15 protein-coding genes and 1 pseudogene are annotated in these 22,738 nt (G+C 69.4%); 6 read left to right on the top strand and 10 right to left on the bottom strand.

What is annotated here, in order from left to right:
* Positions 1-45: 45 nt before the first annotated feature.
* Entirely contained in the window at positions 46-2,631 is a 2,586-nt protein-coding gene (locus HKK74_RS36690) for a M14 family metallopeptidase (RefSeq protein ID WP_187248031.1), read from the bottom strand.
* 211 nt (positions 2,632-2,842) lie between these two features.
* Here HKK74_RS36690 and HKK74_RS36685 point away from each other — a divergent pair, with 211 nt between their 5' ends.
* Positions 2,843-3,838, top strand: a complete 996-nt coding sequence (locus tag HKK74_RS36685; protein WP_222723193.1) for a DNA glycosylase AlkZ-like family protein — start codon at positions 2,843-2,845, stop codon at positions 3,836-3,838.
* A gap of 14 nt (positions 3,839-3,852) precedes the next feature.
* Here the strand turns inward: HKK74_RS36685 and HKK74_RS36680 are convergent, their stop codons facing one another.
* From HKK74_RS36680 to HKK74_RS36655, 6 genes are all read right to left on the bottom strand, one after another.
* The gene (locus HKK74_RS36680) at positions 3,853-5,136 is read right to left on the bottom strand and encodes a citrate synthase (RefSeq protein WP_187248030.1); all 1,284 of its coding nucleotides are present in this window, start codon (positions 5,134-5,136) and stop codon (positions 3,853-3,855) included.
* A gap of 227 nt (positions 5,137-5,363) precedes the next feature.
* On the bottom strand, positions 5,364-5,714 hold the full coding sequence (locus tag HKK74_RS36675; RefSeq protein ID WP_187248029.1) for an MMPL family transporter: 351 nt from the start codon (positions 5,712-5,714) through the stop codon (positions 5,364-5,366).
* A 31-nt stretch (positions 5,715-5,745) separates the two neighbouring features.
* A complete protein-coding gene (locus HKK74_RS36670; RefSeq protein WP_187248028.1) occupies positions 5,746-6,684 on the bottom strand; it encodes a polysaccharide lyase family protein in 939 nt (312 codons plus the stop codon).
* Between the two features lie 3 nt (positions 6,685-6,687).
* Positions 6,688-8,274: an alkaline phosphatase D family protein gene (locus HKK74_RS36665; RefSeq protein ID WP_187248027.1), complete on the bottom strand. Its 1,587-nt coding sequence runs from the start codon at positions 8,272-8,274 to the stop codon at positions 6,688-6,690.
* A gap of 121 nt (positions 8,275-8,395) precedes the next feature.
* Positions 8,396-9,688 carry an ABC transporter substrate-binding protein gene (locus HKK74_RS36660; protein ID WP_187248026.1) on the bottom strand — a complete coding sequence of 431 codons (1,293 nt, stop codon included), beginning with the start codon at positions 9,686-9,688 and terminating at the stop codon, positions 8,396-8,398.
* Positions 9,685-10,974, bottom strand: coding sequence for a Gfo/Idh/MocA family protein (locus tag HKK74_RS36655; RefSeq protein WP_187248025.1), 1,290 nt, complete (start codon positions 10,972-10,974; stop codon positions 9,685-9,687). The genes HKK74_RS36660 and HKK74_RS36655 overlap by 4 nt, the downstream gene beginning before the upstream one ends.
* A gap of 119 nt (positions 10,975-11,093) precedes the next feature.
* On the opposite strand from HKK74_RS36655, the gene HKK74_RS36650 reads away from it, so the two are divergent.
* The 4 genes from HKK74_RS36650 to HKK74_RS36635 all read left to right on the top strand — a co-directional run bounded on the left by HKK74_RS36650 (position 11,094) and on the right by HKK74_RS36635 (position 18,525).
* Positions 11,094-12,257: an ROK family transcriptional regulator gene (locus HKK74_RS36650; RefSeq protein WP_222723192.1), complete on the top strand. Its 1,164-nt coding sequence runs from the start codon at positions 11,094-11,096 to the stop codon at positions 12,255-12,257.
* An 868-nt stretch (positions 12,258-13,125) separates the two neighbouring features.
* Complete coding sequence (locus HKK74_RS36645) at positions 13,126-13,593, top strand: ATP-binding protein (RefSeq protein WP_187248024.1); 468 nt, start codon at positions 13,126-13,128, stop codon at positions 13,591-13,593.
* 385 nt (positions 13,594-13,978) lie between these two features.
* On the top strand, positions 13,979-17,554 hold the full coding sequence (locus HKK74_RS36640; RefSeq protein WP_312882153.1) for a S8 family serine peptidase: 3,576 nt from the start codon (positions 13,979-13,981) through the stop codon (positions 17,552-17,554).
* 170 nt (positions 17,555-17,724) lie between these two features.
* A complete protein-coding gene (locus HKK74_RS36635) occupies positions 17,725-18,525 on the top strand; it encodes a COG4705 family protein (protein ID WP_222723191.1) in 801 nt (266 codons plus the stop codon).
* Between the two features lie 25 nt (positions 18,526-18,550).
* Here HKK74_RS36635 and HKK74_RS40595 read toward each other — a convergent pair.
* Together HKK74_RS40595 and HKK74_RS36625 are read right to left on the bottom strand one after the other, a co-directional pair.
* A pseudogene (locus HKK74_RS40595) lies at positions 18,551-19,099 on the bottom strand (S1 RNA-binding domain-containing protein); the annotation flags it as partial.
* A 1,191-nt stretch (positions 19,100-20,290) separates the two neighbouring features.
* Positions 20,291-20,860: an ATP-binding protein gene (locus HKK74_RS36625; protein ID WP_187248022.1), complete on the bottom strand. Its 570-nt coding sequence runs from the start codon at positions 20,858-20,860 to the stop codon at positions 20,291-20,293.
* A gap of 164 nt (positions 20,861-21,024) precedes the next feature.
* Between HKK74_RS36625 and HKK74_RS36620 the strand changes: the two genes are divergently transcribed.
* Positions 21,025-22,197, top strand: coding sequence for a helix-turn-helix domain-containing protein (locus tag HKK74_RS36620; protein WP_187248021.1), 1,173 nt, complete (start codon positions 21,025-21,027; stop codon positions 22,195-22,197).
* 43 nt (positions 22,198-22,240) lie between these two features.
* On the opposite strand, the gene HKK74_RS36615 is transcribed toward HKK74_RS36620, so the two are convergent.
* Entirely contained in the window at positions 22,241-22,699 is a 459-nt protein-coding gene (locus tag HKK74_RS36615) for a hypothetical protein (protein WP_222723190.1), read from the bottom strand.
* Between the last annotated feature and the right edge of the window lie 39 nt (positions 22,700-22,738).

Raw genomic sequence — 22,738 nt, 5'->3', positions numbered from 1 at the left:
GACTCGGCGGGTCCGTCACCGCCCGGTGACGGACCCGCCGTCCGGTCAGCCGGTCGTGCCCAGGTAGAGGGCGTTGAACAGCAGCCGGTAGGTGCCGTGCGACTGGGCCCGGTGCTGCGGCTTGAAGCCCAGGATCGCCACGTCGCCCTCGCCCACCTTGGCGTCGAGCACGTTCGCCCGGCCCGCGATGAGGTCTTCGCCGAGCAGCCAGCCGCTCTTCAGCAGACCCGAGCCGGGGTACTTGCCGACGGTCCGGACACCGTCGCCGGTGACGGTGAACGCGGGACTGGAGGAGGCGAACGCCGAGAACTCCTCCGACATGCCGTACGCCAGCGGATCGGTGGTGTCGACCGTGGACCTCAGGATCGACCCGGGCACGAAGAGCTTGTCCGAGGCCACGCCCGCCGTCACATCGGTGACGGGAAGATCGAACGCCTTGACCGGCAGCTCGGCCGCGTCGTTCAACGTGACCAGCGTGCCGCCGTCCTCGACGAACTTCTTCAGGTTGCCCACGCCCGCCGCGGTCATGCCGCCGGTCAGCTCCTCGGGGTAGGAGCCGGCCCGCTTGCCGTCGCGCATGGTGGCGTAGCTCGCATCCGGCAGCACGATGACGTCGTACTTCGACCGCAGGTCGCCCTTACGGATCTCCGCGTCCGGCAGTGAGCCGAAACCGAAGCCGAAGCGCTCGAGGATGTAGCGCGTCCAGCCCTCGTCGGCGTTGCCGCCCACCGCCTTGTAGAGGCCGATGCGCGGGGCCTTGAGCGTGGCGACCTTCGCCGGCGCGGCGTCCACGGCCGAGACCTTCAGCCCGAGCCGGTTCGCCGGCTCGGTCAGCTTGCTCGCGGCGCTCGGGCTCACGAGGTACGCACCGGCCGGCAGCTCGCCGGTACGGGTCTTCACCGCCGTGGTGGCCCGCTGGACGCTCTGGCCGGCGGCGAGGAGGCCGTTGACGGCTGTGGTGCTGTCATTGACCCGGGGGTCCAGGGCGAAGGCGTACTTCGGTCCGCCCTCCACGGCTCCCGCCGGCGGCTTCGCCCAGGTCACGGGGGTCGTGGACGCCTGGAACGCCTCGCTGTGCTTGTCGACCGCCACGCCCATCTGCATCGGCAGGGTCCACCCGGCGATGTCGTACGGGCGTTCCGGCGGCCCGCCCGGGTACTGCCGACGGTCCGGGTAGACCTGCGGGTTCAGCAGGTCGACGACCGCGGGCCGGTACGCCTGGGCGGCGCGGATGATGAAGCTGCCCGCCGGGTAGGTCTTCGTGCCGACGGTGAACCCCGCCTTGGCCTGCTCGATCTCGATGCCCTCCCAACGCAGGGCATTGATCATTTTGACGGCCGTCGGGAAGTCGGCCTGGTTCGCCGGGACGACGTAGGTCTCCGTGCCGCCGGCCTTGATCTGCCGCTGCCCGGTCAGGTACCCGCCGTACAGCCAGTCCTGGCGCTTCTCGCTTGCGATGTCGAGCATCGCCATGGACGCGGTGTTGATGTACTCGCAGCTGTCCCGCAGGTGCCACTCGCCGCCCTGGTAGGGGCTGGGGTAGAAGGTCGAGGGCTCGGAGGTCGAGGTCCCGTCGGCGAACGTCTTCGGGAAGGTCGACTTGTCATAGGTCGCGGGGGTCGCCGAGGCGTGCGCGGTCTCGGTGAGCATGCCGATCATGTTGTGGTACTGCGGTACCGAGCGCATGCCGCCGTTCCACCATGCGTCGTACTGCTGCCGGGACACGGCACCGGTCTTGCCCTCGAAGTCGAGCTGCTGGGTCATCGCCGAGCCGACGAGGTTGACCCCGCGGGTGACCTCCGGCGGGATGTTCGGGTTGGTCGGATCCTTGAACGGCGGTACGAAGATCCGCGCTGGGAAGGCCGCCACTTGGTGGGTGTTGTGGATCAGCTGCGGGAACCACTCGTGGTACAGCTGGTTGCCGATGTTGCGGGTCTCGGCGAGGTTGTACATGTACCAGTCGCGGTTGTCGTCGTGCCCCGCGTACTTCTGGTACAGCCACGGATAGGTGGTGTCGCGGTACGGCGTGCCGAGGTTCTGCATGTACCAGTCGGCGACCGCGGTGGTGCCGTCAGGGTTCATGTTGGGCACGACGAGCGTGACGACGTCGTCGCGGATCCGCTTGGCCTTCTGCGACTCGTCGCTGACCAGGCGGTAGGCGAACAGCGGCGCGGTCTGGGAACTGGCCACCTCGGTGGAGTGGATGCCGAAGTCCACCCAGGCGATGGTCTTGCCGTCGGCGGCGAGGGTGCGGGCCTGCCCTTCGGTGAGGTCCCGCGCGTTCGAGAGCCTGGCGGAGATCTGCTTGTACCGTTCCAGGTTCTTCGTCTCGAGGTTGCGCTCAGAGGAGATGATCGCCATCAGCTGGGTGCGGCCGAACTCCGTCTTGCCGATCTCGACCAGCTTCATCCGGTCGCTGGCCTTGTCGAGCCTGCGGTAGTAGTCGGCGACCTGTTCGTAGGTCGCGAGTTTGTAGTCGGCGCACGGCTCCCAGCCGATCACCGACGCGGGCGTCGGCACGTTCCTGGAGGTGGCCGTGGCGCTGCCCGAGAAGCCGAGGACGGGGACGAGAGCTGCGGTGAGGACGGCCGCGAACGGTATCTTCGCGCGTCCAAAGCGGGGTCGCCGCATGGGGGCTCCTTCCGCCGGTGGTGACCGGAACAGAAGTTGATCAATGGAACGGTCTTTTCTAACCCACGGAACCCGCCGGTGTACAGACCCAAGACCATTGCCGACGCCTCCCGGTGGCCGCCGTGGCCGCCCGCCCGGCGCTGCTGCGGGTGCCGGGTAGGCTCGCCGGCAGATCGGGACGAACGCCGTGCGTCGGGAGGGAGTGAGGCCGGTGGTGCTCGACGTCGACCGTGGTCGGGTCCTGGCCTACCGCGTGATGGCGCACGGTCTCGAGCGGGAGGCCGGCGACGTGGCGGACCTCGCCGTGCTCGATCTCGGCGTCCAGGACACCCCGTCCGGTTCGGCGCGGCTGGCCCTCGCAGCGCGGTCGGCCACGCCGCCGGCCGGCGACCCCGAGGGGCTCGCGCTCGTGTGGACGTTCCGCGGCGCCCCGCATCTGCACAGGATCGCGGACCTGCCCGGGCTCTCCACCGCTCTGTGGCCGCTGAGCGACGCGGACGCGACCGCCCGGATCGCCACCACATCGATCAAGGAAGGCGCCCGGCTCGGGCTGGCGGCGTTCACGGCGGCCGCGGAGGCCATGCGGGCGGTCGTCACCGCACCGCGGCCGAGGGGAGAGGTCAGTACGGAGGTCACCGCGCGGATCCCGGCGTCCCTCACGTACGACTGCGCGTCGTGCGGGGCGCGGCACGTCTCCGGCGCGCTGTTCCAGCAGGTCGGGCTGCCGGCGGGCGTGCTCGTCCGGCCGGGTACCTCGCCCGCCGTGCTCGCGCCGATCGAGGGGCGGCCGGGGGTCCCCCGCCGGGCCGAGGGGACCGCGGCGCTGGCGGAGGCCTATCTGCGGCTGCACGGCCCGGCCACCCCGGCCGAGGTCGCCTCGTTCATCGGTACTACCCAGCGGGACCTGGTGCGGCTGCTGCCGCCGTCGGATCCGTTCCTGCAGGCACGCGACCGCGCGCTCCTCGTGCCCGACAAGGCCCGTCACGCCAAGGTCTGGAAGATGATCGCCAAACCCGGTGCGCTGCTGGTGGACGGTGAGATCGAGGGTGTCTGGCGGGCGCGGAAGGCGGGCCGGGCCAGGCTGGAGATCACGGTGACACCGTTCCAGCCGTTGCCGGCCCGCGTTCGCGACGCCGTTCTGGACGAGGCCGGCCGGGTCGCCGCCGTCCGCGGCGCCACCGACGTACGCGTGCTTTACGACGGGTGACCGGCCGGGCGGTGTTACCGCTTTTCGATCCCCGTGTAGTGCCGCTCGGGCGAGCCGGTGTAGACCTGGCGCGGCCGTCCGATCTTCAGCGCGGGATCGGCCATCATCTCGCGCCACTGAGCGATCCAGCCGGGCAGCCGGCCGAGCGCGAACAGGACTGTGAACGCGTTGGTCGGGAACCCCATCGCCTTGTAGATGACGCCGGTGTAGAAGTCGACGTTCGGGTAGAGCTTGCGCTCGACGAAGTAGTCGTCGTTCAGCGCGACCTCTTCGAGCCGCATCGCGAGGTCGAGCAGCGGGTCGGGTTTGCCGAGCCGGTCGAGTACCTCCCGCGTCGCCTTCTTGACCACCGCGGCGCGCGGGTCGTAGTTGCGGTAGACACGGTGCCCGAAGCCCATCAGCTTCACCCCGGGCTCCTTGGCCTTGACCCGCCGTACGAACCCGTCGACGTCGTCGCCGTTCTGGTGGATCCGCTCCAGCATCTCCAGTACGGCCTGGTTGGCGCCTCCGTGCAAGGGGCCGAAGAGGGCGTTGACCCCGGCGGACACCGACGAGAACAGGTTCGCCTGGCTGGAGCCGACCATGCGGACCGTCGACGTCGAGCAGTTCTGCTCGTGGTCGGCGTGCAGGACGAACAGCATGTCGAGGACCCGCGCGATCTCGGGGTCGATCTCGTACGGCACGGTCGGCAGGCCGAAGGACATGCGCAGGAAGTTCTCGATGTAGCCGAGTGAGTTGTCCGGGTACAGCAGGGGCTGTCCGATCGAGGTCTTGTACGCGTACGCGGCGATCGTCGGCAGCTTGGAGATGAGCCTGATGCTGGAGATGTCGACCTGGTCGGGGTCGGAGGGGTCCAGGCTGTCCTGGTAGAAGGTGGACAGCGCGCTCACCGCGGAGGACAGCACCGCCATCGGGTGGGCATCGCGGGGGAATCCGGAGAAGAACGCCTTGAAGTCCTCATGCAGGAGGGTGTGCTCACGGATCCGGCCCTCGAAGTCCTCGAGCTGCGCGGACGTGGGCAGCTCACCGTAGATCAGCAGGTACGCCACCTCGACGAACGACGACCGCTCGGCCAGTTCCTCGATCGGATAGCCGCGGTAGCGCAGGATGCCGGCGTCGCCGTCGATGTAGGTGATCGCGGAGGTACAGGAGGCGGTGTTGACGAAGCCGGGGTCGAGGGTGACGTAGCCGGTCTCCTTGAGCAGGGTCGAGATGTCGAGGCCGCCCGGCCCCTCGGTCGCGGGCGTGACCTCCAGCGGCATCCGCCCACCCGCATGGTTGAGTTCGATATCTGACACGCTGTCTCCCACTCTGACCGGCCGGATTCGACTAGTCGAACATACCTAGACCTTCTACGGAGATCGGACAAGGGTGCCGTCGAACGACACAGCGTCGCCGGCGGAGACGGATCGGTGGGCGTTCCCGGCTGATGAGCGCCGAAACCGAATGGGCGCGCCCGCGTGCGGGTTGGCCCACTCGGCGACCGCCGGCGATCGCCGGAACGGGTGGAGAACGCCGGAGCCGGCTAGCTCGGCGCGAGGGCCTTGGCCGGTTCGATTGCGGCGTCCCCGGCGCTCTCTCGCAGGCCGAAGCGTGCGTGCAGGCGGCGGAGCGGGCCGGGTGCCCACCAGGTGGCCCGGCCGCCGAGCCGCATCACCGCCGGCAGCAGGGCTCCCCGCACGATCGTGGCGTCCATCAGCACGGCCAGCGGCAGGCCGATGCCGAACGCCTTCATGAACGTGACGTCGGAGATGAGAAAGGCGAGAAAGACGATCGAGATCAGCACCGCCGCGGCGGTGACGATCCACCCGACCCGCTCCAGGCCCAGCGCCACCGCGGTCGTGCTGGAGCCCGTGCGGTCGCGCGGGAGGCACATGTCACACTCGCCCCCGCCGTTCCTCGGCTGCTCAGCGCAGGAAGATCCCCAGTGCGTCGTAGACGTGCCAGGACCCGGTGTTCTTGTCGATGGTGAGTACGTTCTCGCCGGCGACCAGCGCCGACGTGGGCAGCGCGAACTCGACGTACGACGGCTTGAGGACCGTACCCGGAAGCGTCGCGTCGCCCTCGAGCGATCCGCGCGTAGCGCCCCGCTCGAGCGGCACCTCGCGCACCTGGGTCCCGTTGAGCGCGAAGAGGGCCGCGCCGGGACTCGACGCGTGCGTGTCGACCAGCCACATCGCCAGCCATGGCGCCCCCGCCGGGACGGCGTCCAGCCGGAACCGGAACGTGAACCGGTGCGACCTGCGTCCCGCCCACGAGTCCATCGGCCCGGGGTGGATGTACGACCAGCCCGCCTCAGCGCCGGAGCCGGAGGTGACGTTGACGCCCGAGGGGAACCGCGCGGGGTATTGCGCGTAGCCCGCCGGGGCGAGGGCGAGCTCCAGGCTCTTGTGGTCGAATGAGCCGACGGTCGCGAGCGGGCGGCCCGACACGGTGACCGACTCGGTGCTGGACGCCGAGAACTCCGGGCATGGACCGCTGCGCTCGCCGGCCGCGTCGACGACCACCACCCGGTAGTGCCACCTGCGCGACCGTCCGCCCATCCCGTTGTGGGCGAACGTGCTGAACACCGTCTTGGTGAGGAGGGTCTGCGGGCTGATCGGGAAGCCGGCCGACTCGGAGCCGTACACCGCGTAGTGGTCCACGAGCGGTTCGTACGCCTCGCCCTCCCAGGTCAGCCGGATGCGGCCGAGCTCACCGGTCGCCCGCGGCCTGCTCACCGGCCGCGGGCCTCGCGGCCGGCCACCGGTCGCGGCGCCCGCCGGGCGTGCGGTCGCGCCGACGACTCCAGCCGCCGTCGCGAGCCCGAGCGCGGCCCTGCGGCCCACGGTCCTCTTCTCGGTCATGGCTCAGACCTCCCGGTTCAGGCCGGGGTGACCGGCCTCGGTGACGAAACGCGCCGTGGTGGTGATGGAGGCACCGGGTGCCCTGACCTGGGGAACGGACTTGAACTCGGAGGTGAGCGAGGCCGGCGTCATGCGGCAGGTCAGGTAGCCCCGGCGGGGTTTGTAGAGCTTCACGTGCGGGTTGCCGAGCCAGATCGGCGCCAGGTTGTCGGTCTCGGCACCGTCGCCGTCGGAGGCGATGGAACTGCCGGCGAGTTCGACGCCGACCGCGGCGGAGGCCGGATCGGTCCAGTCGGCCTTCAGCTCGGCGGCCACATGCCGGTGGATGTCCCCGGTGAGCACCACTGGGTTGGTGATCCCGTGCCGACGCCACGCGGCGAAGAGCCGGTCGCGCGCGGCCGGGAACCCGTCCCACTGGTCGTTGCTGTAGAGCTCGCCGGACCCGGTGTCGCGGTCGATCTGGGCCATGACGACCCCTTGGGCGAACACGTTCCAGGTCGCCTCCGAGCGGCGCAGCCCCTCGTACAACCACTGCTCCTGCCGCTCGCCGAGGATCGACCGGCGCGGGTCGCGGCGTTCGGGGGAGTTGTCGAATACCTGCCCGGCCGGGTACCCATCGCGGTACTGCCGGTTGTCGAGCACGTCGATGTCCGCGAGCCGACCCCACCGCAGCCGGCGGTACAACGGCAGGTCGGGGCCGCGCGGCGCCGAGCGCACCGGCAGGTTCTCGTAGAAGGCGCGGTAGGCGACCGCGCGGCGGCGCAGGAAGTCGTGCGGCGGGGTGCCGCTCTCCAGTGACAGCTCGTCGGCGTAGTTGTTCTCCACCTCGTGGTCGTCAGTGGTCGTCACCCACGGCGCCGCCGCGTGCACGGCCTGCAGGTGCGGGTCGGTCTTGAACAGGGAGTACCGCAGCCGGTACTGCTCCAGCGTGATGGTCGGGGCGTTGTGCTCCGCCGGGGGCATCGGTACGCCCTGCCGCCACAGGTTCGTGGCGTTGATGGCGTACTCGTACACGTAGTCGCCGAGGAAGAACACGACGTCGAGGTCCTCACGCGCCATGTGCTCGTACGCGGTGAAGTGCCCGTGGTACCACGCCTGGCATGAGGCGGTGGCGAACCGCAGCTCGGCCGGTGTCGCGTGAGGTGCCGGCGCGGTCTTCGTACGGCCGGTCGGGCTGATCTCGCGGCCCACCCGGAACCGGTAGAAGTAGTCGCGCCCGGGGTGCAGGCCGTGCACCTCGGCGTGCACCGAGTGCCCGAGCTCCGGGGTCGCGACCGCCTGACCGCGGGCCGCCGTGCGCGTGAACCGCTCGTCCTCGGCGACCTCGAAGCGCACGGTGTACGGGCGGCGCGGCATGCCGCCATGGCCGTCCGGCGCCAGCGGCTCGGGGGCCAGCCGCGTCCACAGGACGAAGCCGTCCGGCAGCGGGTCGCCGGATGCGACGCCGAGGGTGAACGGGTCGGCGGGGACGCCGACCCCGTCGAGCTCGTCGGCCGCGGCCCGGCCGGTGCCGAGCGCGAACGCGGCCGAGCCGACGCCGGTCATCGCGAGGAAGGACCGGCGGCCGGACCTGGGCAAGGGTGATCTCATGCGCGGGCTCCAGGGCGTGAGGGGACGGCGGGTTCGCCTCGGGCGGCTGGTGCGCCCGGACGGAGGGATCTGGAGCACCCGGCGATCGCCGGGTCCTGCGGGACGGGTCCTGGTGGTCGGGTCAGTCCTTCAGCTTGGCGAGGGCGTCCTGCAGGCCGGCCGCCGCCTCGTCGACGCTCTTCTCCCCGTTGACGGCGGCGGAGACGTGCTCCTGGACCGCCGCGGTGACATCGCCGTACCTCACCACCGCCGGTCGCGACTCGGCGTGGAGCAGGCCCTCCTTCAGGGTGGGCAGGTAGGGGTAGAGCTTGATCATCTCTGGGTCGTCGTACAGCGCGGCGCGCGACAGCGGGAACGACTGCTTCTTGCCGTAGTCACGCTCGGTCTCGAGGCTGGTCATGAAGGCGACGAAGTCGCGTGCGCTTGCCTGGCGCTTGGAGAACGCCGACACGGCCAGGTTGTTGCCGCCGAGGGTGCCCGAGCCGAGCCCGTCCTTACCGGGCAGCGGCGCGACGTCGAACCGGCCCTTCACCTTGGCGGAGTCCTCGGAGGCGAGCGCGTACACGTAGGCCCAGTTGCGGTGGAAGACCAGCTTGCCGTCCTGGAACCGGCGGCGGCCCTCCTCCTCCTTGAAGGTCAGCGCCTCCTTGGGGATCACGTCCTGTGCGAAGCCGTCGACCAGGAACCGGAGCCCGGCCTTGGCCTGCGGTGTGTTCACCTGCGGCGCACCCGAGGCGTCGAACACCGTGCCGCCGGCCGACTGCACGGCCTCGGAGAAGTTGACCGTGAGCCCCTCGTACTTGTCGTGCTGGCCCGCGTAGCAGTCGACGCCCCTGCCGGCGGGCAGCTTCTTCACCTTGTCGCACGCGGCCCGCATCTCCGCCCAGGTCTTGGGCGGCTGCTCGACGCCCGCCTTGGTGAGGAGGTCCTTGCGGTAGTAGAGGATGCCGGTCCCGGTCAGCCAGGGCGCCGCGTAGAGGCGGTCCCGGTACATCCCGGTCCGCAGGGCGGCCGGAACGAACCCCGCGCTGTCGAGCTTGTCCTTGGCGAGTTCGACGACCCACTGGCGGGCGGCGAACTCCGCGGTCCACACGGCGTCGATGTTGAGCACGTCGAAGGCGTCGGACTTGATCTGGGCGTTCTGCACGAGTTGCTGCCGCTGCTGGTCGGCGGCCTCCGGCAGCTCGACGATGCGGACCTGCTCGTTCGCGTGGGCGGCGTTCCACTTGCCGGCCAGCTTCTGCAGCTGGCCGGTCAGGTCCTTGCCGGTCGCGAACGTGAACGGCCCGCGTCCCTCGTTCGCCGGCCCGGACGCGGTGGGCGCGGCGGCGTCGTCGCCGGCCCCGCACGCGCCGAGGCCGAGGGCGAGGGCCAGCGCCGTCACGGCGGCGCCCAGCGGAGTCTTGGTCCTCATCGGTTCGTTGCACCTTTCCTGGGTTGGATCGGGGCGATGTCCACCACCGTCCCGGTGCGCCGTGCCCGCTCGGCCGCCCAGACCACGCGGTGCCCGGCGAGGCTCTCGCTCGCGTCGGAGTCGAGCGGTGCGGGGTCGCCGGTCGCGAGCGCCGCGACGAAGGCGTCGAGCAGCGCGTCGTCGGCGGTGTCGTGCCTGCCGGTCGACTCCTCGTGGTCGGAATGGGCGTCGCCGGTGTCGATCGTCGCCACGCCGCCGGTGACGAAGTCGTGCACGGAGATCCGCCGTCCGTCGCCCTCGATGCTGCCGCGGGTGCCGAAGACGCGCGTCTGCCTCTGCGCGAACGGCGTGAACGCCGTCATTGTGAAGGACGCCGTCGCCCCCGAGGGGAACTCCAGGTTCACGACCTGGTGGTCCACCACGTCGTTGTCGCTCGCGTACACGCACCGGCCGTACGGCCCGTCGCGCAGCGCCGCCAGCACGCCGGCCTCGGTGAGGTCGTCGGTCACGGCTCCGAGCGGCCACGTCTCGCGTACCGGGTCACCGAGGGCGGACAGGTAGAGCCGTTTCGCCGAGTAGGGGCAGCGGGGTTCGACCGGGCACGTGAGGCACCGGTCGGTCGCCCCCTCGGGCCGGTGCTCGGGCCGGAAGTGCGACAGCCCGCCGAACGAGCTGACTCTGGCCGGCACCTCACCCATGATGTGGATGAGCCAGTCGATGTCGTGGCACGACTTCGTCATGAGCATCGGACCGGACTCGTCCTCGCGGCGCCAGTTCCCCCGTACGTACGAGTGCGCGTGGTGCCACCATCCGACCGGCTCCAGATGCTGCACGCTCACCGGCGTGCCGATACGGCCGGCGCCGATCAGTTCTCTGATCTTGCGCGTGTAGGGCGTATAACGGAGCACGTGACACACGGCGAGCATGGAACCGGCGCGCTCGACGGCCTCGACGATCCGGGCGCCGTCGGCCTCGTCACCGGCCATCGGCTTCTCCAGCAGGATGTGGTAGCCGAGGCCGGCGAACCGGACGGCGGGCTCGACGTGCTCGCGGTCCTGCGTCGCGATGATCACGCCGGTCGCCACGCGCCCGGCCGCCGCGAGCTCGCGCCAGTCCGCGAAGACGCGGTCCGGGGGGATGTCGTGCTCGGCGGCGAATCTCGCACGCCGCCCCGGGTCCCTCTCGGCCACCGCCACCACTTTCGCGTCGCCGGTCGCGAGGGCGCGCCGGGCGTAGGCGGCACCTCGGACTCCCGCTCCGGCCACCGCGAGCGTTACCCGCGTCATTGGCATCGCATCCGTCCTCCGGACGTCGCACCGCCGGGTGGCGGCATACTTACGAGAGAAACTTTCGTAAGAGGCTTTCATAATGTGCTGGGCTCGCAGAGCCGTGTCAAGGGGTGCAGGTGACCGGAATTCCGCTGCACGGGGGCGACCCCTCGGTGCTGCGCAGGCTCAACTCGGTGGCCACGCTGCGCGCGCTGCGCGGGGGCGGCGAGCCGACCCTCACCGAGCTGGCGAATCTGGTCAGCCTGTCCCGGCCCACGACCGAGGGCGCACTGAGCGAGCTGACCGCGAGGGGGCTGGTCGAGGAGGTCGCTCCCGAGGCGGGCCGGCGGCTCGGCCGGCCGGCCCGGCGCTACCGCTTTCGCGCCGAGGCCGGCCACGCCCTGGGCGTCGAGATCAACGCACATCGGACGCTCGTCTACGTCGCCGATCTCGACGGCCGGGTGGTGGGCGGCCACCGGGCCGATCTCGACGTCGGCCTGGCCCCTCGCGAACGGCTGTCCGCGGTTCGCGGTGCGGCGCGGACCGCTCTCGCCGAGGCCGGGCTGACCCGCTCAGAGCTGTGGGCGGTGGCGGCCGGTACCCCCGGCGTGATCGACGCCGACGGGCGGATCGCCATCTGTACGGTGGTGCCGGGCTGGCAGGGCGTGCACCTCGCCCGCGAGCTCGGGCGGTCGTTCCCCTGCCCGGTGCTGGTCGAGAACGACGCGAACCTCGCCGCGGTGGCCGAGCGCTGGCGCGGGGCGGCCGAGAACGTCGACGACGTGGTCTATGTCCTCGCCGGGCTGCACACCGGCGCCGGCGCGCTGATCGGCGGCCGGCTGCACCGCGGACGTTGGGGCGCGGCCGGCGAGGTCGGCACACTGCCGGAGCTCGGCCTGCGCGACACGGCCGCGGAACTGGCCGGCCTCGGCACGTCCCCGGGGCCGGAGCGGCCGGAGCCGCAGGCGGACCGGGCCGCTGAGGAGATCCTGGCCGCGGCGCGGGCAGGTGAGCCGGCCGCCCTGGCCCGGGTGGACCAGGTGGCCGGGCGGATGGCCCGGGGCATCGCGGCCATGGTGCTCGCGCTCGACCCCGAGATGGTGATCGTCGGCGGGGCCCTGACGCTCACCGGAGACGTGCTCGTCCGAGAGCTGCGCAGGCACGTGCTGCCGCTGTGCCTCGGCCCCACCCGCATCGAGGCGTCGACCCTCGGCGATGAGTCCGTCGGACTCGGCGCCGTTCGCCTCGCCCTCGATCGCATTGAGGCCGACCTGCTCCGCCTCGATCCCGGCCCATCCTGAAGCCATTCCTCTTGGTGAGGAGGCAGTGTCCTCATTTCGTGTTACGGGGGCTTGACCTGCCATATGACGACTGTGTGAAATTTGATGCTGAAAACCCCTTCTCACGCGCCGTGAAGCGAGGTACTTTTCTGGTCGTGGCGACGTGGGAGCGCTCCCACCTAGGGCAGTCGCGAGAGGCGAAGGGAGAACCGGCGGAAGACCGGATCTGACCAGGAGCCGACGCGGCGGCGTTCGGCAGCGGCTTTCTCCCGGGTGCCGATCGAGCGCCCGGGCGGCCTGCCGGGCCTGCGCGGATCCCGCTCTGATCGATGAGCGACCGGACCGCCTCGACGCGACCTGAGACCACCACTGCGACGCGCATTCGCGACCGACCGACACCGGCGGCGCGACCCGAGCCAAGACCGAAATGCCATCGACCATGGCGGCGACCGTTCCGCGGAACGGCGGCCGGCCTGGCAGGGCACGCCCAAAAGACCGACGGGGCCGGCGGCGAAGGACCATGCCCGGACATCGCCGCGGCCCCGGCCATTCCATCGCGAAAAGGAGGTGCCGTCACCACAGAATAGACCTCGGCTCTTTGCGTGATCACCCCAGCAACCCACTGGGGGCGTGATCCCCGTGGAGCGGGCTGACCCCCGCTCCGCGGTGGGGTCACGGATCTCAGCACCGCCACGCCTGACAGGCGCTCACAGCGGCATCACCCCGCTGGCGGCCTCCTTCGTCCTCAACGGGTCGCCTGCGGTTCCGGCTGACCGCCGTCGCGCTCCCTCCGTGCCCCCCTCTCCACGGGGAGCGCGGCGGCACGGCCCTTTCCACCGACCACGGCACCGACCTTCTCCACCCACGACGGCACGGCCAGAGGAAAGCGATGATTCCCGAGTTCGGAGCGTGCGGCACCCACCGTCACCCATGCCGCGGCGGCGTGCCGGCCCTCAACCTGCTCGGCTCGGTGGTCGTCCCCGGCCGCCGCGAGGAGGTGGCGGGGGTACGCGGCCTGGTGCGCGAACTGCTCGGTGACGAGCACCCCGTGCTGGGCGACGTGGAGCTCCTCACCAGTGAGGCGGTCACCAACGCGATAGTCCACACCGCGTCAGGCGACGAGGGCGGAACGGTGACCGTGTGGATACTGGCCGGTGACCGCGGGGTGCGGGTCGAGGTCGAGGACGGCGGCGGAGCCGTCCCGGCGCCGAGACCGTACGGTGACCCGTGGGTCGAGCACGGCCGCGGCCTCTGGCTCGTCGCCGCCATCGCCACCAGGCACGGCTACCGGCGCGACCGCGATGGGGGGACCTACTGGTTCGAGGTGCACTCCGGCGACGCGCCGGCCACGGTCTGACACCACGGCTGCACCGTGCGCCATCGGGCGCGAGCGGCATCCTTCCTGGCCAGAGAACTCCCGGACGCGGAATCTGTACAAGAAGCGCTTGGTACGTATGGCAGATCCGTATGTTGTACGGCGCCTGTGTCCCCCGTTCCGCCGCTCAGGCCAACCACAACACTTGACGAAAATTGACTTTCCACCTGACGTCCCCGCACGTGAAGTGTTTCACCTTCCTTCACCCTCTTGATCGCCCTGGTTTCCTCGATCACGATCCTCCCGAGGTTCCAAGGGCTCGCGCCGTCCTCCCCCGCTGCGGCATGGCCCCTGGACGCCTTGACGCGTGCGCACGTGTCCTGACCCGCAAGGTGGGCGATCCCCACCTCCAGTAGAGGGAGCCGTAGTGGCAGGACACCTGAAGCGATGGCGCACGCCGTTCGTCGCCCTGATGACGGCGGGGGCGCTGACATTCGCCGCCGCCGGAGGCGGCGCCGGTGCCGCTCACGCCGATCCGTCACCGACCGCGCAGGCCGTCGCGACCAAGGTTCAGCCGAAGGTCCTCGGTGAGCTCGCCGGCGACGACAAGGCCACGTTCTGGGTCTACCTGACGAGCGAGGCCGACCTGGACGCGGCGGCCAAGGCCACCACCAAGACCGAGAAGGCCAAGGCCGTCTACAGCGCCAAGACCCAGCACGCGGCCGCCACCCAGGCCGGCCTGCGCAAGGCGCTCGACGCGGCCGGCGCCGAGTACAAGCCCTTCTGGATCGTCAACGCGCTCCAGGTGACGGGCGACAAGAAGCTCGTCGAGACGATCGCCACCCGTTCCGAGGTCGCCCACATCGACGCCGACCAGGCCATCAAGATCCCCGACCCGATACTCGGCGGCGATGAGGCGAAGGTCGACGCCGTCGAGTGGAACATCGACCGGATCAACGCACCGCGGGTCTGGGACGAACTCGGCGACCGCGGCGAGGGCGTCGTCGTCGCCAGTATCGACTCCGGGGTGCAGTACGACCATGCCGCGGTGAAGCAGCGTTACCGCGGCCTGAAGGCCGACGGCGGCTACGACCACAACTACAACTTCTTCGACCCGGCGGGCATCTGCCCCGGCGACGCGCCGTGCGACAACAACGACCACGGCACCCACACGATGGGCACCATGGTCGGCGACGACGGCGGCGCCAACAAGATCGGAGTCGCGCCGGGAGCCACCTGGGTCGCGGCCAAGGGCTGTGAGACGAACAGCTGCTCCCAGGCCTCGCTCCTGGCCTCCGGGCAGTGGATCGTCGCCCCCACCGACCTGAACGGTGCCAACCCGCGCCCCGACCTGGCTCCGGACGTGGTGAACAACTCCTGGGGCGGCACCGGATTCAACCCGTGGTACAAGGAGATCGTCCAGGCCTGGGTCAACGCGGGCATCTTCCCGGCGTTCTCCAACGGCAATAACGGACCCGCCTGCAACACCAGCGGCTCCCCGGGCACCTACCAGATCAGCTACAGTTCCGGTGCCTTCGACGTGAACAACACCATCGCGAGCTTCTCCTCACGCGGCTCCGGCGAGAACGGTGAGATCAAGCCCAACCTGGCGGCGCCGGGCGTGAACGTGCGCTCCAGCATCCCGGGCGGCTATGACTCATTCTCCGGCACGTCCATGGCCTCGCCGCACACCGCTGCGACGGTTGCGCTGATGTGGTCGGCCTCGCCGGCCATCCGCAATGACATCGCGGCGACCGAGCAGCTGCTCGACCAGACCGCGGTCGACGTCGACAACACCACCTGCGGCGGGACCGCCGCCGACAACAACGTGTTCGGCGAGGGCAAGCTCGATGCCTTCGCGGCGGTCAGCGCCGCGCCCAGGGGCGCGCTCGGCACGCTCACCGGCCATGTCACCTCCGGCGGCGCGCCGCTCGGGGACGCCACGGTGAAGGTCAAGGGCCCGCTCCAGCGTACGTTCACCACGACCGCGGACGGCGCCTACAACCTGCCCAGCCTGATGGTCGGCGACTACGCCGTCACGGTCACCAAGTACGGATACGTCCAGGCCACCGGGACCGTCACGGTGACCGAGAACGAGACCGTCACCCGGGACTTCGCCCTTGAGGCGGCGCCGTCCGGCACGGTCTCGGGCACGGTGCGCACGTCCGGCGGACCCGTCGCGGGTGCGACGATCACCGTGCCGGGCGCTCCGGTCACGGCCACGACGAACTCCGCGGGCGGCTACCGGCTCACGCTGCCGAACGGGGAGTACGACCTGCGGATCGCGTCCCCGTCCCGGTGCGCCTCCGACACCTCCGGGCACGTGACCGTGTCGGGCGACGTGACGGCCGACTTCACACTGCCGGACCGGATCGACCAGTACGGCTACGCGTGCGCTGCCTCGGGCGGTTACGTGGCCGGCACGGACAAGATCGCACTGACCGGAGATGACAACGAACAGCAGATCACGCTGCCGTTCCCCGTCCCCTTCTACGGCGCGACCTACCGTTCGGCGTCGGTGGGCACCAACGGCCTGCTCAGCTTCACCGGTGCGGCCACGTCACGGACGAACGCCGCGATCCCGTCCACGGGCGTCCCGAACGGCGCCCTCTACCCGTTCTGGGACGACCTCTTCCTCGACTCGGCCTCGGGCGTCTACACCGGCGTCACCGGCACGGCTCCGCACCGCTCGTTCGTCGTGGAGTGGCGCGATGCCGCCCACTACTCCGACCGCGCGCAGCGGCTCTCGTTCGTCGCGCTCATCGGTGAGGACGGCACGGTCGGCTACCGTTACAAGGACGTCGCGGGCAGCGGCCGGGAGGCGGGCTCGGAGGCCACCATCGGGCTGGAGAACGCGACGGGCACCGACGCGTTCTCGTACTCGGTGAACAGCTCTGTGCTCACCGACGGCACCGCCATCTCGTTCCGTACCACCAAGTCCGGCGTCGTCAGCGGCAAGATCACCGATGCCAATGACGACAAGGGGATCGAAGGCGCGAAGGCGACGCTGAGCTCGGGCGGGCAGGCGGTCGCGACCGCGACGGCCGGAGCCGACGGGACCTACCTGGCGCAGGTCCCCGTGGGCTCCTACCAGCTCGACGTCACCGCGCCGGCCTACGAGGCGACCTCGCGGACGGTCGCGGTCACGGCCGGCGGCGTCGCGGAGTCCACGGCGGCACTGCGCACCGGCAAGGTCGCGGTGTCCGGCGGCGGCCTCGAGGCCGTCATCCCGGCCGAACAGTCCCGGTCCCGCACGCTGGAGCTGTCCAACACCGGTGGGCTCGCCGCCGACTTCACCGTCGAGGAGGCGACGGGCTCCACCACGGGCGACGTGAGCTGGCTGTCGGCGGACCCGCCGAGCGGTCGGCTGGCCGCCGCGGGCAAGACCGCTGTGCACGTCTCGCTGAACACGGCGGGCGTCGCGCCGGGCTCGGTGCTCGAGGCGAACCTGCTGGTGCGGTCGACCAGTGGCCGGACGCCGCTGCTCACCGTGCCGATCAAGGTGGTCGTGCCGCGCTACCAGGCCGCCCTGGACAATGGGGCCACCAAGAACCAGGTCGACACGCTCGGCGACACCTGGTCGCCCGACCAGGCGTACAAGGCGGGTGCCGCCGGCTACCAGGGCACGTCCAGCACCAGGTCGACGACCAGGGCCATCACGCGAACCAGTGATCCCGGCCTGCTCCAGACGGCCCGGGAGGGCATGTACGAATACCGCTACGACAATGTCCCGAACGGCGTCTACACGGTCGAGCTGAACTTCGCCGAACTCGGTGACACCAAGCCGAACAAGCGGGTCTTCGATGTCCTCGTCGAGGGCAATGAGGTCCTACCATCACTCGACATCGCGCTCGAGGCCGGCAGCTACGCGGCGGTCAAGCGCACCTATCAGGTCAACGTGACCGACGGCCAGCTCAACGTGCGCTTCGTGGCGCACAGCGGGTACGGCAAGCCGCTCGTCAACGCGATCCGGGTGACCGACCGCCCCGACAAGACCCCCTGATCACCTGACGCACGCCCGCAACCGGAAAGGACCGGCCCCGCCCACCCGGCGGGGCCGGTTCCGTGTCATCGGACCGTGCACGATCCGAGCCGCTCTTCCGCCCTAGGTAAGCGCTGACCTGGTCTGACGTTAACCTGGCGGTTAGCCAGGTTTTGGAACACTCGCGCGGCATGACTATGAACGCGCAGTGGGATACGACCTTCGCACCAGCCCCCCGCCGGATGCTGAACAAGGTCCCGGAAGTCACCATCTACTTCTGGATCATCAAGATCCTGGCGACCACGGTGGGCGAGACCGCGGCGGACTTCCTCAACACGAACCTGCACATGGGCCTGACCGGCACGACCGTCATCGTGGGCGTCCTGCTGGTCATTTCGCTGATCTTCCAGTTCAGGACCGGAAAGTACGTGCCCGGGATCTACTGGCTCGCGGTCGTCCTGATCAGTGTCGTCGGCACGTTGATCACCGACAACCTGACGGACAACCTCGGCGTCGCTCTGGAGACGACCACCGTCATCTTCGCCGTCGCGCTCGCGTTGACGTTCGCGGCGTGGTTCGCGAGCGAGAGGACTCTGTCCATCCACACCATCTACACGACCCGACGGGAAGGCTTCTACTGGCTGGCCATCCTCTTCACCTTCGCCCTCGGCACCGCGGCCGGTGACCTCGTGGCGGAGAAGCTGAACCTGGGCTACTGGGTGTCGGCGGTCATGTTCGGCACGCTCATCGCGATCGTCGCCATGGCGCACCTCGCCGTCAGGCTCAACGCGGTCCTGGCCTTCTGGATCGCCTACATCCTGACCCGCCCGCTCGGAGCCTCGCTCGGCGACTACCTCTCACAGGCTCGCGGCGACGGTGGCCTTGGGCTGGGAACGATCGTGACGAGCGCTCTCTTCCTCGTCACGATCCTCGGCGTGGTGAGTTACCTCTCCGTCACGAAAAGGGACGCGGCTGCTCCAGCGCACCGGTAAGCGCCGACCTGGTCCGACGCCTTTAGTCGACCTGTTTGCGCGAAAGGCTGACGCGACGGCGGTGGAGGTCGATTTCGAGGATCTTCACGTGGATCTCGTCGCCGACCTGGACGACTTGCTCAGGTGTCTCGATGTGCCGGTCCGCCAGTTCGGTGTTGTGCACGAGGCCCTCGAAGCCGTCGGTCACGCGTACGAAAGCGCCGAAGGGGACCAGTTTGGTGACCTGGCCGAGGATGATCTGGCCGCTCTGGTGTGTTCGGGCGAACTCCGGCCAAGGGTCTTCTTGCAGGGCTTTCAGCGACAGGGCCATGCGTTCGCGCGGCATGTCCACGTCGAGGACCTCGACGGTCACCTCCTGGCCCACCTCGACGATCTCATTGGGATGGTCGAGGTGTTTCCAGGACAGTTCGGCGACGCTCACCAGGCCGTCGATACCGCCCAGGTCGACGAACACGCCGAAGTTCGGGATCGAGGTCACGGTGCCCGTACGGATCTGGCCGTGATGAAACGTTTTGAGGAGGCTCCACCGGATGTCGCTCGGTGTCGGCTCTGTTCGCCAACGGGCGCGCAGGACGCCGTCGCTGTCGGGCAGTACTCCGGTGAGCAGCGGATGGCGTTCGTCAACGGTCATGGGCAGCACTGCCGCGGCACGTGCGTCGGCGAGTAGCGCAGTCAGGTCGGCATACTGCTCCTCGTCGCCGATGCGGCTGGTGATCTGCCCAGTGGGGTCTTCCCAGACGAGTTCGATATCTCCGTCCTCGGGGAAGGCGTCGCGAACCGCTTCGAGGTCGGAGGACAGGTCCGGCCACACGGTCAGCCGGGCGCGTGGAGTGAGCCCGGAACGCACCGAGTCGATGCCGGCGCGGGTGAGGCGATGCCATCGGGAGGCGTTCCCGACGTAGCCCTCCTCCAGCAGGAGCGCTCCGTCCCGAGGGGTGTTCATGAAGGCAGCGGTCCAGAAGTCCTCGTCCGCGGGGCGCTGCTCACCCGGCTCGACCTCCGGATCGTACGGCGACGCATCGATGCGTTCGGGGAACAGGCCGAGTGCACGGGTGCGAGCCTGCGCGCGTTCGCACGGGTCGCCGCTGCCCACGTAGACGTACTGGTCGTACCCGACGTGGATGGAGAATCGTCCTTCCACCTCCAGCCGGCACCAGGCACCGTTGTCACGGAGCATGGCCCGCACCAACTCCAGTCCAACGGGGACCGGGACCTCCGCACCGTCGTGATAACCGGCCAGGTCGGCGGGAAACAGCTTCGTCAGGCCATGGCCGTGGATCGGAGCTTCCAACCCGAAGTTGACAAAGCCCGTGATCTCCGGCTCGCGTATCGCCAGATGGCGGATCCCGGTGTCCTCGGCGAAGGCGGCGACGGCCTCCAGGTAGGTCGCTTCGACGGGGCCATGGTCGCTGATCGAGTCCTCGGCGCCGATGTACCGGCCGCACTCGTCGCGGTCGGCAGGGTCGTACTTCGTGACCCGGTAGACGTAGGGCAGCACTTCACCACGCTCTCGAGAGGGAAGAAACGAGAGGCAAGCGAGGAGCTCAGGCATTCGGACGGTCACCGGCCAACGCCGACCCCGCCGAACCCCGTGACCTCGCGCTGTCACCCATAGTGCGTTGGGTTGGGCGCATCCCACAACTGGATAGTTCGAAGCCGCTGCCGACGAGGGCGCGGCCTCAGGTGGTGCCGTAGGCGGGGGGCCACGCCGGTCGGAGCACGCTCATGACGATCGGCGTGGCCTCCCTATTACGGACACCGGTGATCACGGCACGGGGGAAGACCGGATGCCGGTGTCCTGGCCGGAAATGGAGGGAGGATTCCTCACACTGCTTGATCGCAGGCCAGCCAGGAGATTCCTGCGCTGTGCCTCATTCGCATCACCTCCCTTCGCTTTCCGGGATTTCGCCAGGTCCAGCGGCCATTGGGCGGTGATCTCAAACCACACCGCCTTCCCGAAGGGTGTGGGGTAGGCGCCGCACAGGCTCACCATCTCTTCCACCAGGGAAAGCCCCCGCCCCGACGTATCGGTCGGCGTCGGGCTTTTCTTGTGGGGAAGCTCTTTGGATCCGTCGTGAACTTCAACGCGAAAGAGGTCATCCGCCCGCGTGACCACTATCAGGACCGTGCTTCCCCGCATCCCAGTGCAGTACCGGAAGGCGTTGGTGACGAGCTCCGACGTCGCTAATTTCGCCACGTACTCGAGGTCCGCCAGTCCCCATGCCTGTGCGGTCATGGCGACCAGGTCACGCGCTATCTTGGGGCTCGAGGCGGTTAGTGGGAGGCGCATTTCCGCCAGCGTCACGCCGGCCGGTCTCGGGTAGGACACCGACATCACCTGATCCCGTCCGTAATCGCGTGTTGATTGATGATCTTCACCCAGACCTCCGCCTGTTCCAGCGCCTTTCGTATTGCTTCTCCGGGCCGACGTCCGCCATCGTTTCGATCCGATTCGGAAAGCGGTAGTCGGACGTTCACTAACGGAGATAACCTGACGGCATGGAAGCCAGGAGCCTCCCGGAAGCCCTTAAGCTGATCAAGGAACAGCACGGTTGGTCGCAGAACAGGCTGGCTCGTGAGCTGGGCATCTCTCAATCCTGGGTATCCGACGCGATGCGCGGAAAGAAAGACACCAGCACCGCAAAAGCGATCAAGCTCTTGGCGCGCGTAGGCTGGGAACTACGCATAGCGCCTAAATCGGAGGTCGATCCGGTGAAACGCAGAGACTTCGTAGCCGCTGCGGCAGCCGTTGTCTTCGTGCCATCCCCGAAATCAAGCCCGTACCAAGATGCAGAGTATGTGCGCGTACTGGCCGATCGGCTTGCTGGCAATCGGTACGAACTGGGTGGCGTTCCGCTTGCGCCGAGCGCGCTCGACCATGTTCGAAAGGCCGGACGAGTGATCGGCGACAGCCGTGACCGCCGCCTTCTCATGGCGGCATCCGTACTCGCCGATCAGGCCGCACTGGTCCTGTATGACGCGGGGCGGCTCACCGTCGCGGCGCATGTGGGAACGACCGCGCTGAGTCTGTCCCGGCGTGCCGTGGATTTCCAAGGCCAGGCCAACGCCTATGACACGTTGAGTCGGATCAGCGGCTACCGGGGTGATCACGCCCGAGGTGTCGCGTACGCGCGCAAGGGGCTTCGGCTACCCGATCTTCCAGCCGGTCAGCGGGCGTTCCTGAACATGCGTCTGGGACGGTCTCTGGCCGCCATACCGGGTCAGGGGAATGCTTCCCGTACCGCATTCGATCGAGCACGTAGTACTGATGGGCTGTCTCCCCTCGGAGAGGCAGCCATGATCGGTGATGTCGGTATCGGTCTCGGCCTGCTCCGTGAATACCGGGAAGCGGAAGCCCTCCTCGACGAAGCCGCTGAGCTGATCGGGCGGTGGTCGCCGCTGTTCCAGGCGCAATACCTGGGAAGGCAGATACAGACGGCACTGCGTGCTTCCCAGCCCTCTCACGCAGCGGCCCGGATGTTCGCGCTCGCCGGTGTGGCACCGCTCGTCACCTCGTCGAGGCTCGACAAGCGCATCTCTGAGATCCTCGGGCAGTCCGCTGCGTGGCACAACGTGCCTGAGATGCGAGACGCACGTGCGCAACTGAGCTCGGTCTCCCGCCAAGATCTGCCGACATCGACGGGACAGCGGCCTGTACGCACCAGAACTTGACTCATCGGCCGGTTCCGCAAAGACGTCGTCGACGCCGCCTCGTTCAGCGCAGGCGGGCGAGTTCGTCGACCTCATGTGCGGGGGTGCCGAGGAAGAGGTCGGGCCTCGGCCGACCGTGCACGATGTTGAGGGTGTCCTGCCGGTAGGTCCAGTCACCGTCGCAGGAATCGGTGAACCGGTAGTTGATCCGCCATCGCAGCCATTGCCCATGGGCGAGCCGGACCGCGGGCGGACGCCGCCATCGGCTCGGGTTGCCGTCGGCCGCCGGCACCGGGTGCACCCGTAGCAGGCCGTCGACCTCGCGGAGTAGCACGTCGGAGTGAGGGTCGGGCAGCCCGTCGCGCACCGAGAACCGGGGCCGGAAGCCATCGTGCTCGTACATGTCGATCTCGTGCACGAACGGCGGCTGCGCGGCCGGCAGGAGGAACGCACGGGGACGGCGTTTCGGCGCGTGGCCTCGGCGCCACCGCGCGACCGCTTGCTCCAGGAGGTCCGGACCCATTGGACGACCGTCTCCACGACCTGAGTATGGCAGTCCAGA

The sequence above is a fragment of the Actinomadura alba genome (assembly GCF_014323705.1).
Taxonomy (GTDB): Bacteria; Actinomycetota; Actinomycetes; order Streptosporangiales; family Streptosporangiaceae; genus Actinomadura_C; species Actinomadura_C alba.
The sequence above is the reverse complement of the archived record's forward strand: the minus strand, read 5'-3'. Positions and strand labels throughout refer to the sequence as shown.

Bases quoted from the DNA above. Each gene is read 5' to 3' on its own strand.
- HKK74_RS36690 (WP_187248031.1), bottom strand. From the start codon at position 2,631: ATGCGGCGACCCCGCTTTGGACGCGCGAAGATACCGTTCGCGGCCGTC.
- HKK74_RS36675 (WP_187248029.1), bottom strand. From the start codon at position 5,714: ATGTGCCTCCCGCGCGACCGCACGGGCTCCAGCACGACCGCGGTGGCG.
- HKK74_RS36670 (WP_187248028.1), bottom strand. From the start codon at position 6,684: ATGACCGAGAAGAGGACCGTGGGCCGCAGGGCCGCGCTCGGGCTCGCG.
- HKK74_RS36665 (WP_187248027.1), bottom strand. From the start codon at position 8,274: ATGAGATCACCCTTGCCCAGGTCCGGCCGCCGGTCCTTCCTCGCGATG.
- HKK74_RS36660 (WP_187248026.1), bottom strand. From the start codon at position 9,688: ATGAGGACCAAGACTCCGCTGGGCGCCGCCGTGACGGCGCTGGCCCTC.
- HKK74_RS36655 (WP_187248025.1), bottom strand. From the start codon at position 10,974: ATGACGCGGGTAACGCTCGCGGTGGCCGGAGCGGGAGTCCGAGGTGCC.
- HKK74_RS36645 (WP_187248024.1), top strand. From the start codon at position 13,126: ATGATTCCCGAGTTCGGAGCGTGCGGCACCCACCGTCACCCATGCCGC.
- HKK74_RS36635 (WP_222723191.1), top strand. From the start codon at position 17,725: ATGACTATGAACGCGCAGTGGGATACGACCTTCGCACCAGCCCCCCGC.
- HKK74_RS36625 (WP_187248022.1), bottom strand. From the start codon at position 20,860: ATGTCGGTGTCCTACCCGAGACCGGCCGGCGTGACGCTGGCGGAAATG.
- HKK74_RS36620 (WP_187248021.1), top strand. From the start codon at position 21,025: ATGGAAGCCAGGAGCCTCCCGGAAGCCCTTAAGCTGATCAAGGAACAG.
- HKK74_RS36615 (WP_222723190.1), bottom strand. From the start codon at position 22,699: ATGGGTCCGGACCTCCTGGAGCAAGCGGTCGCGCGGTGGCGCCGAGGC.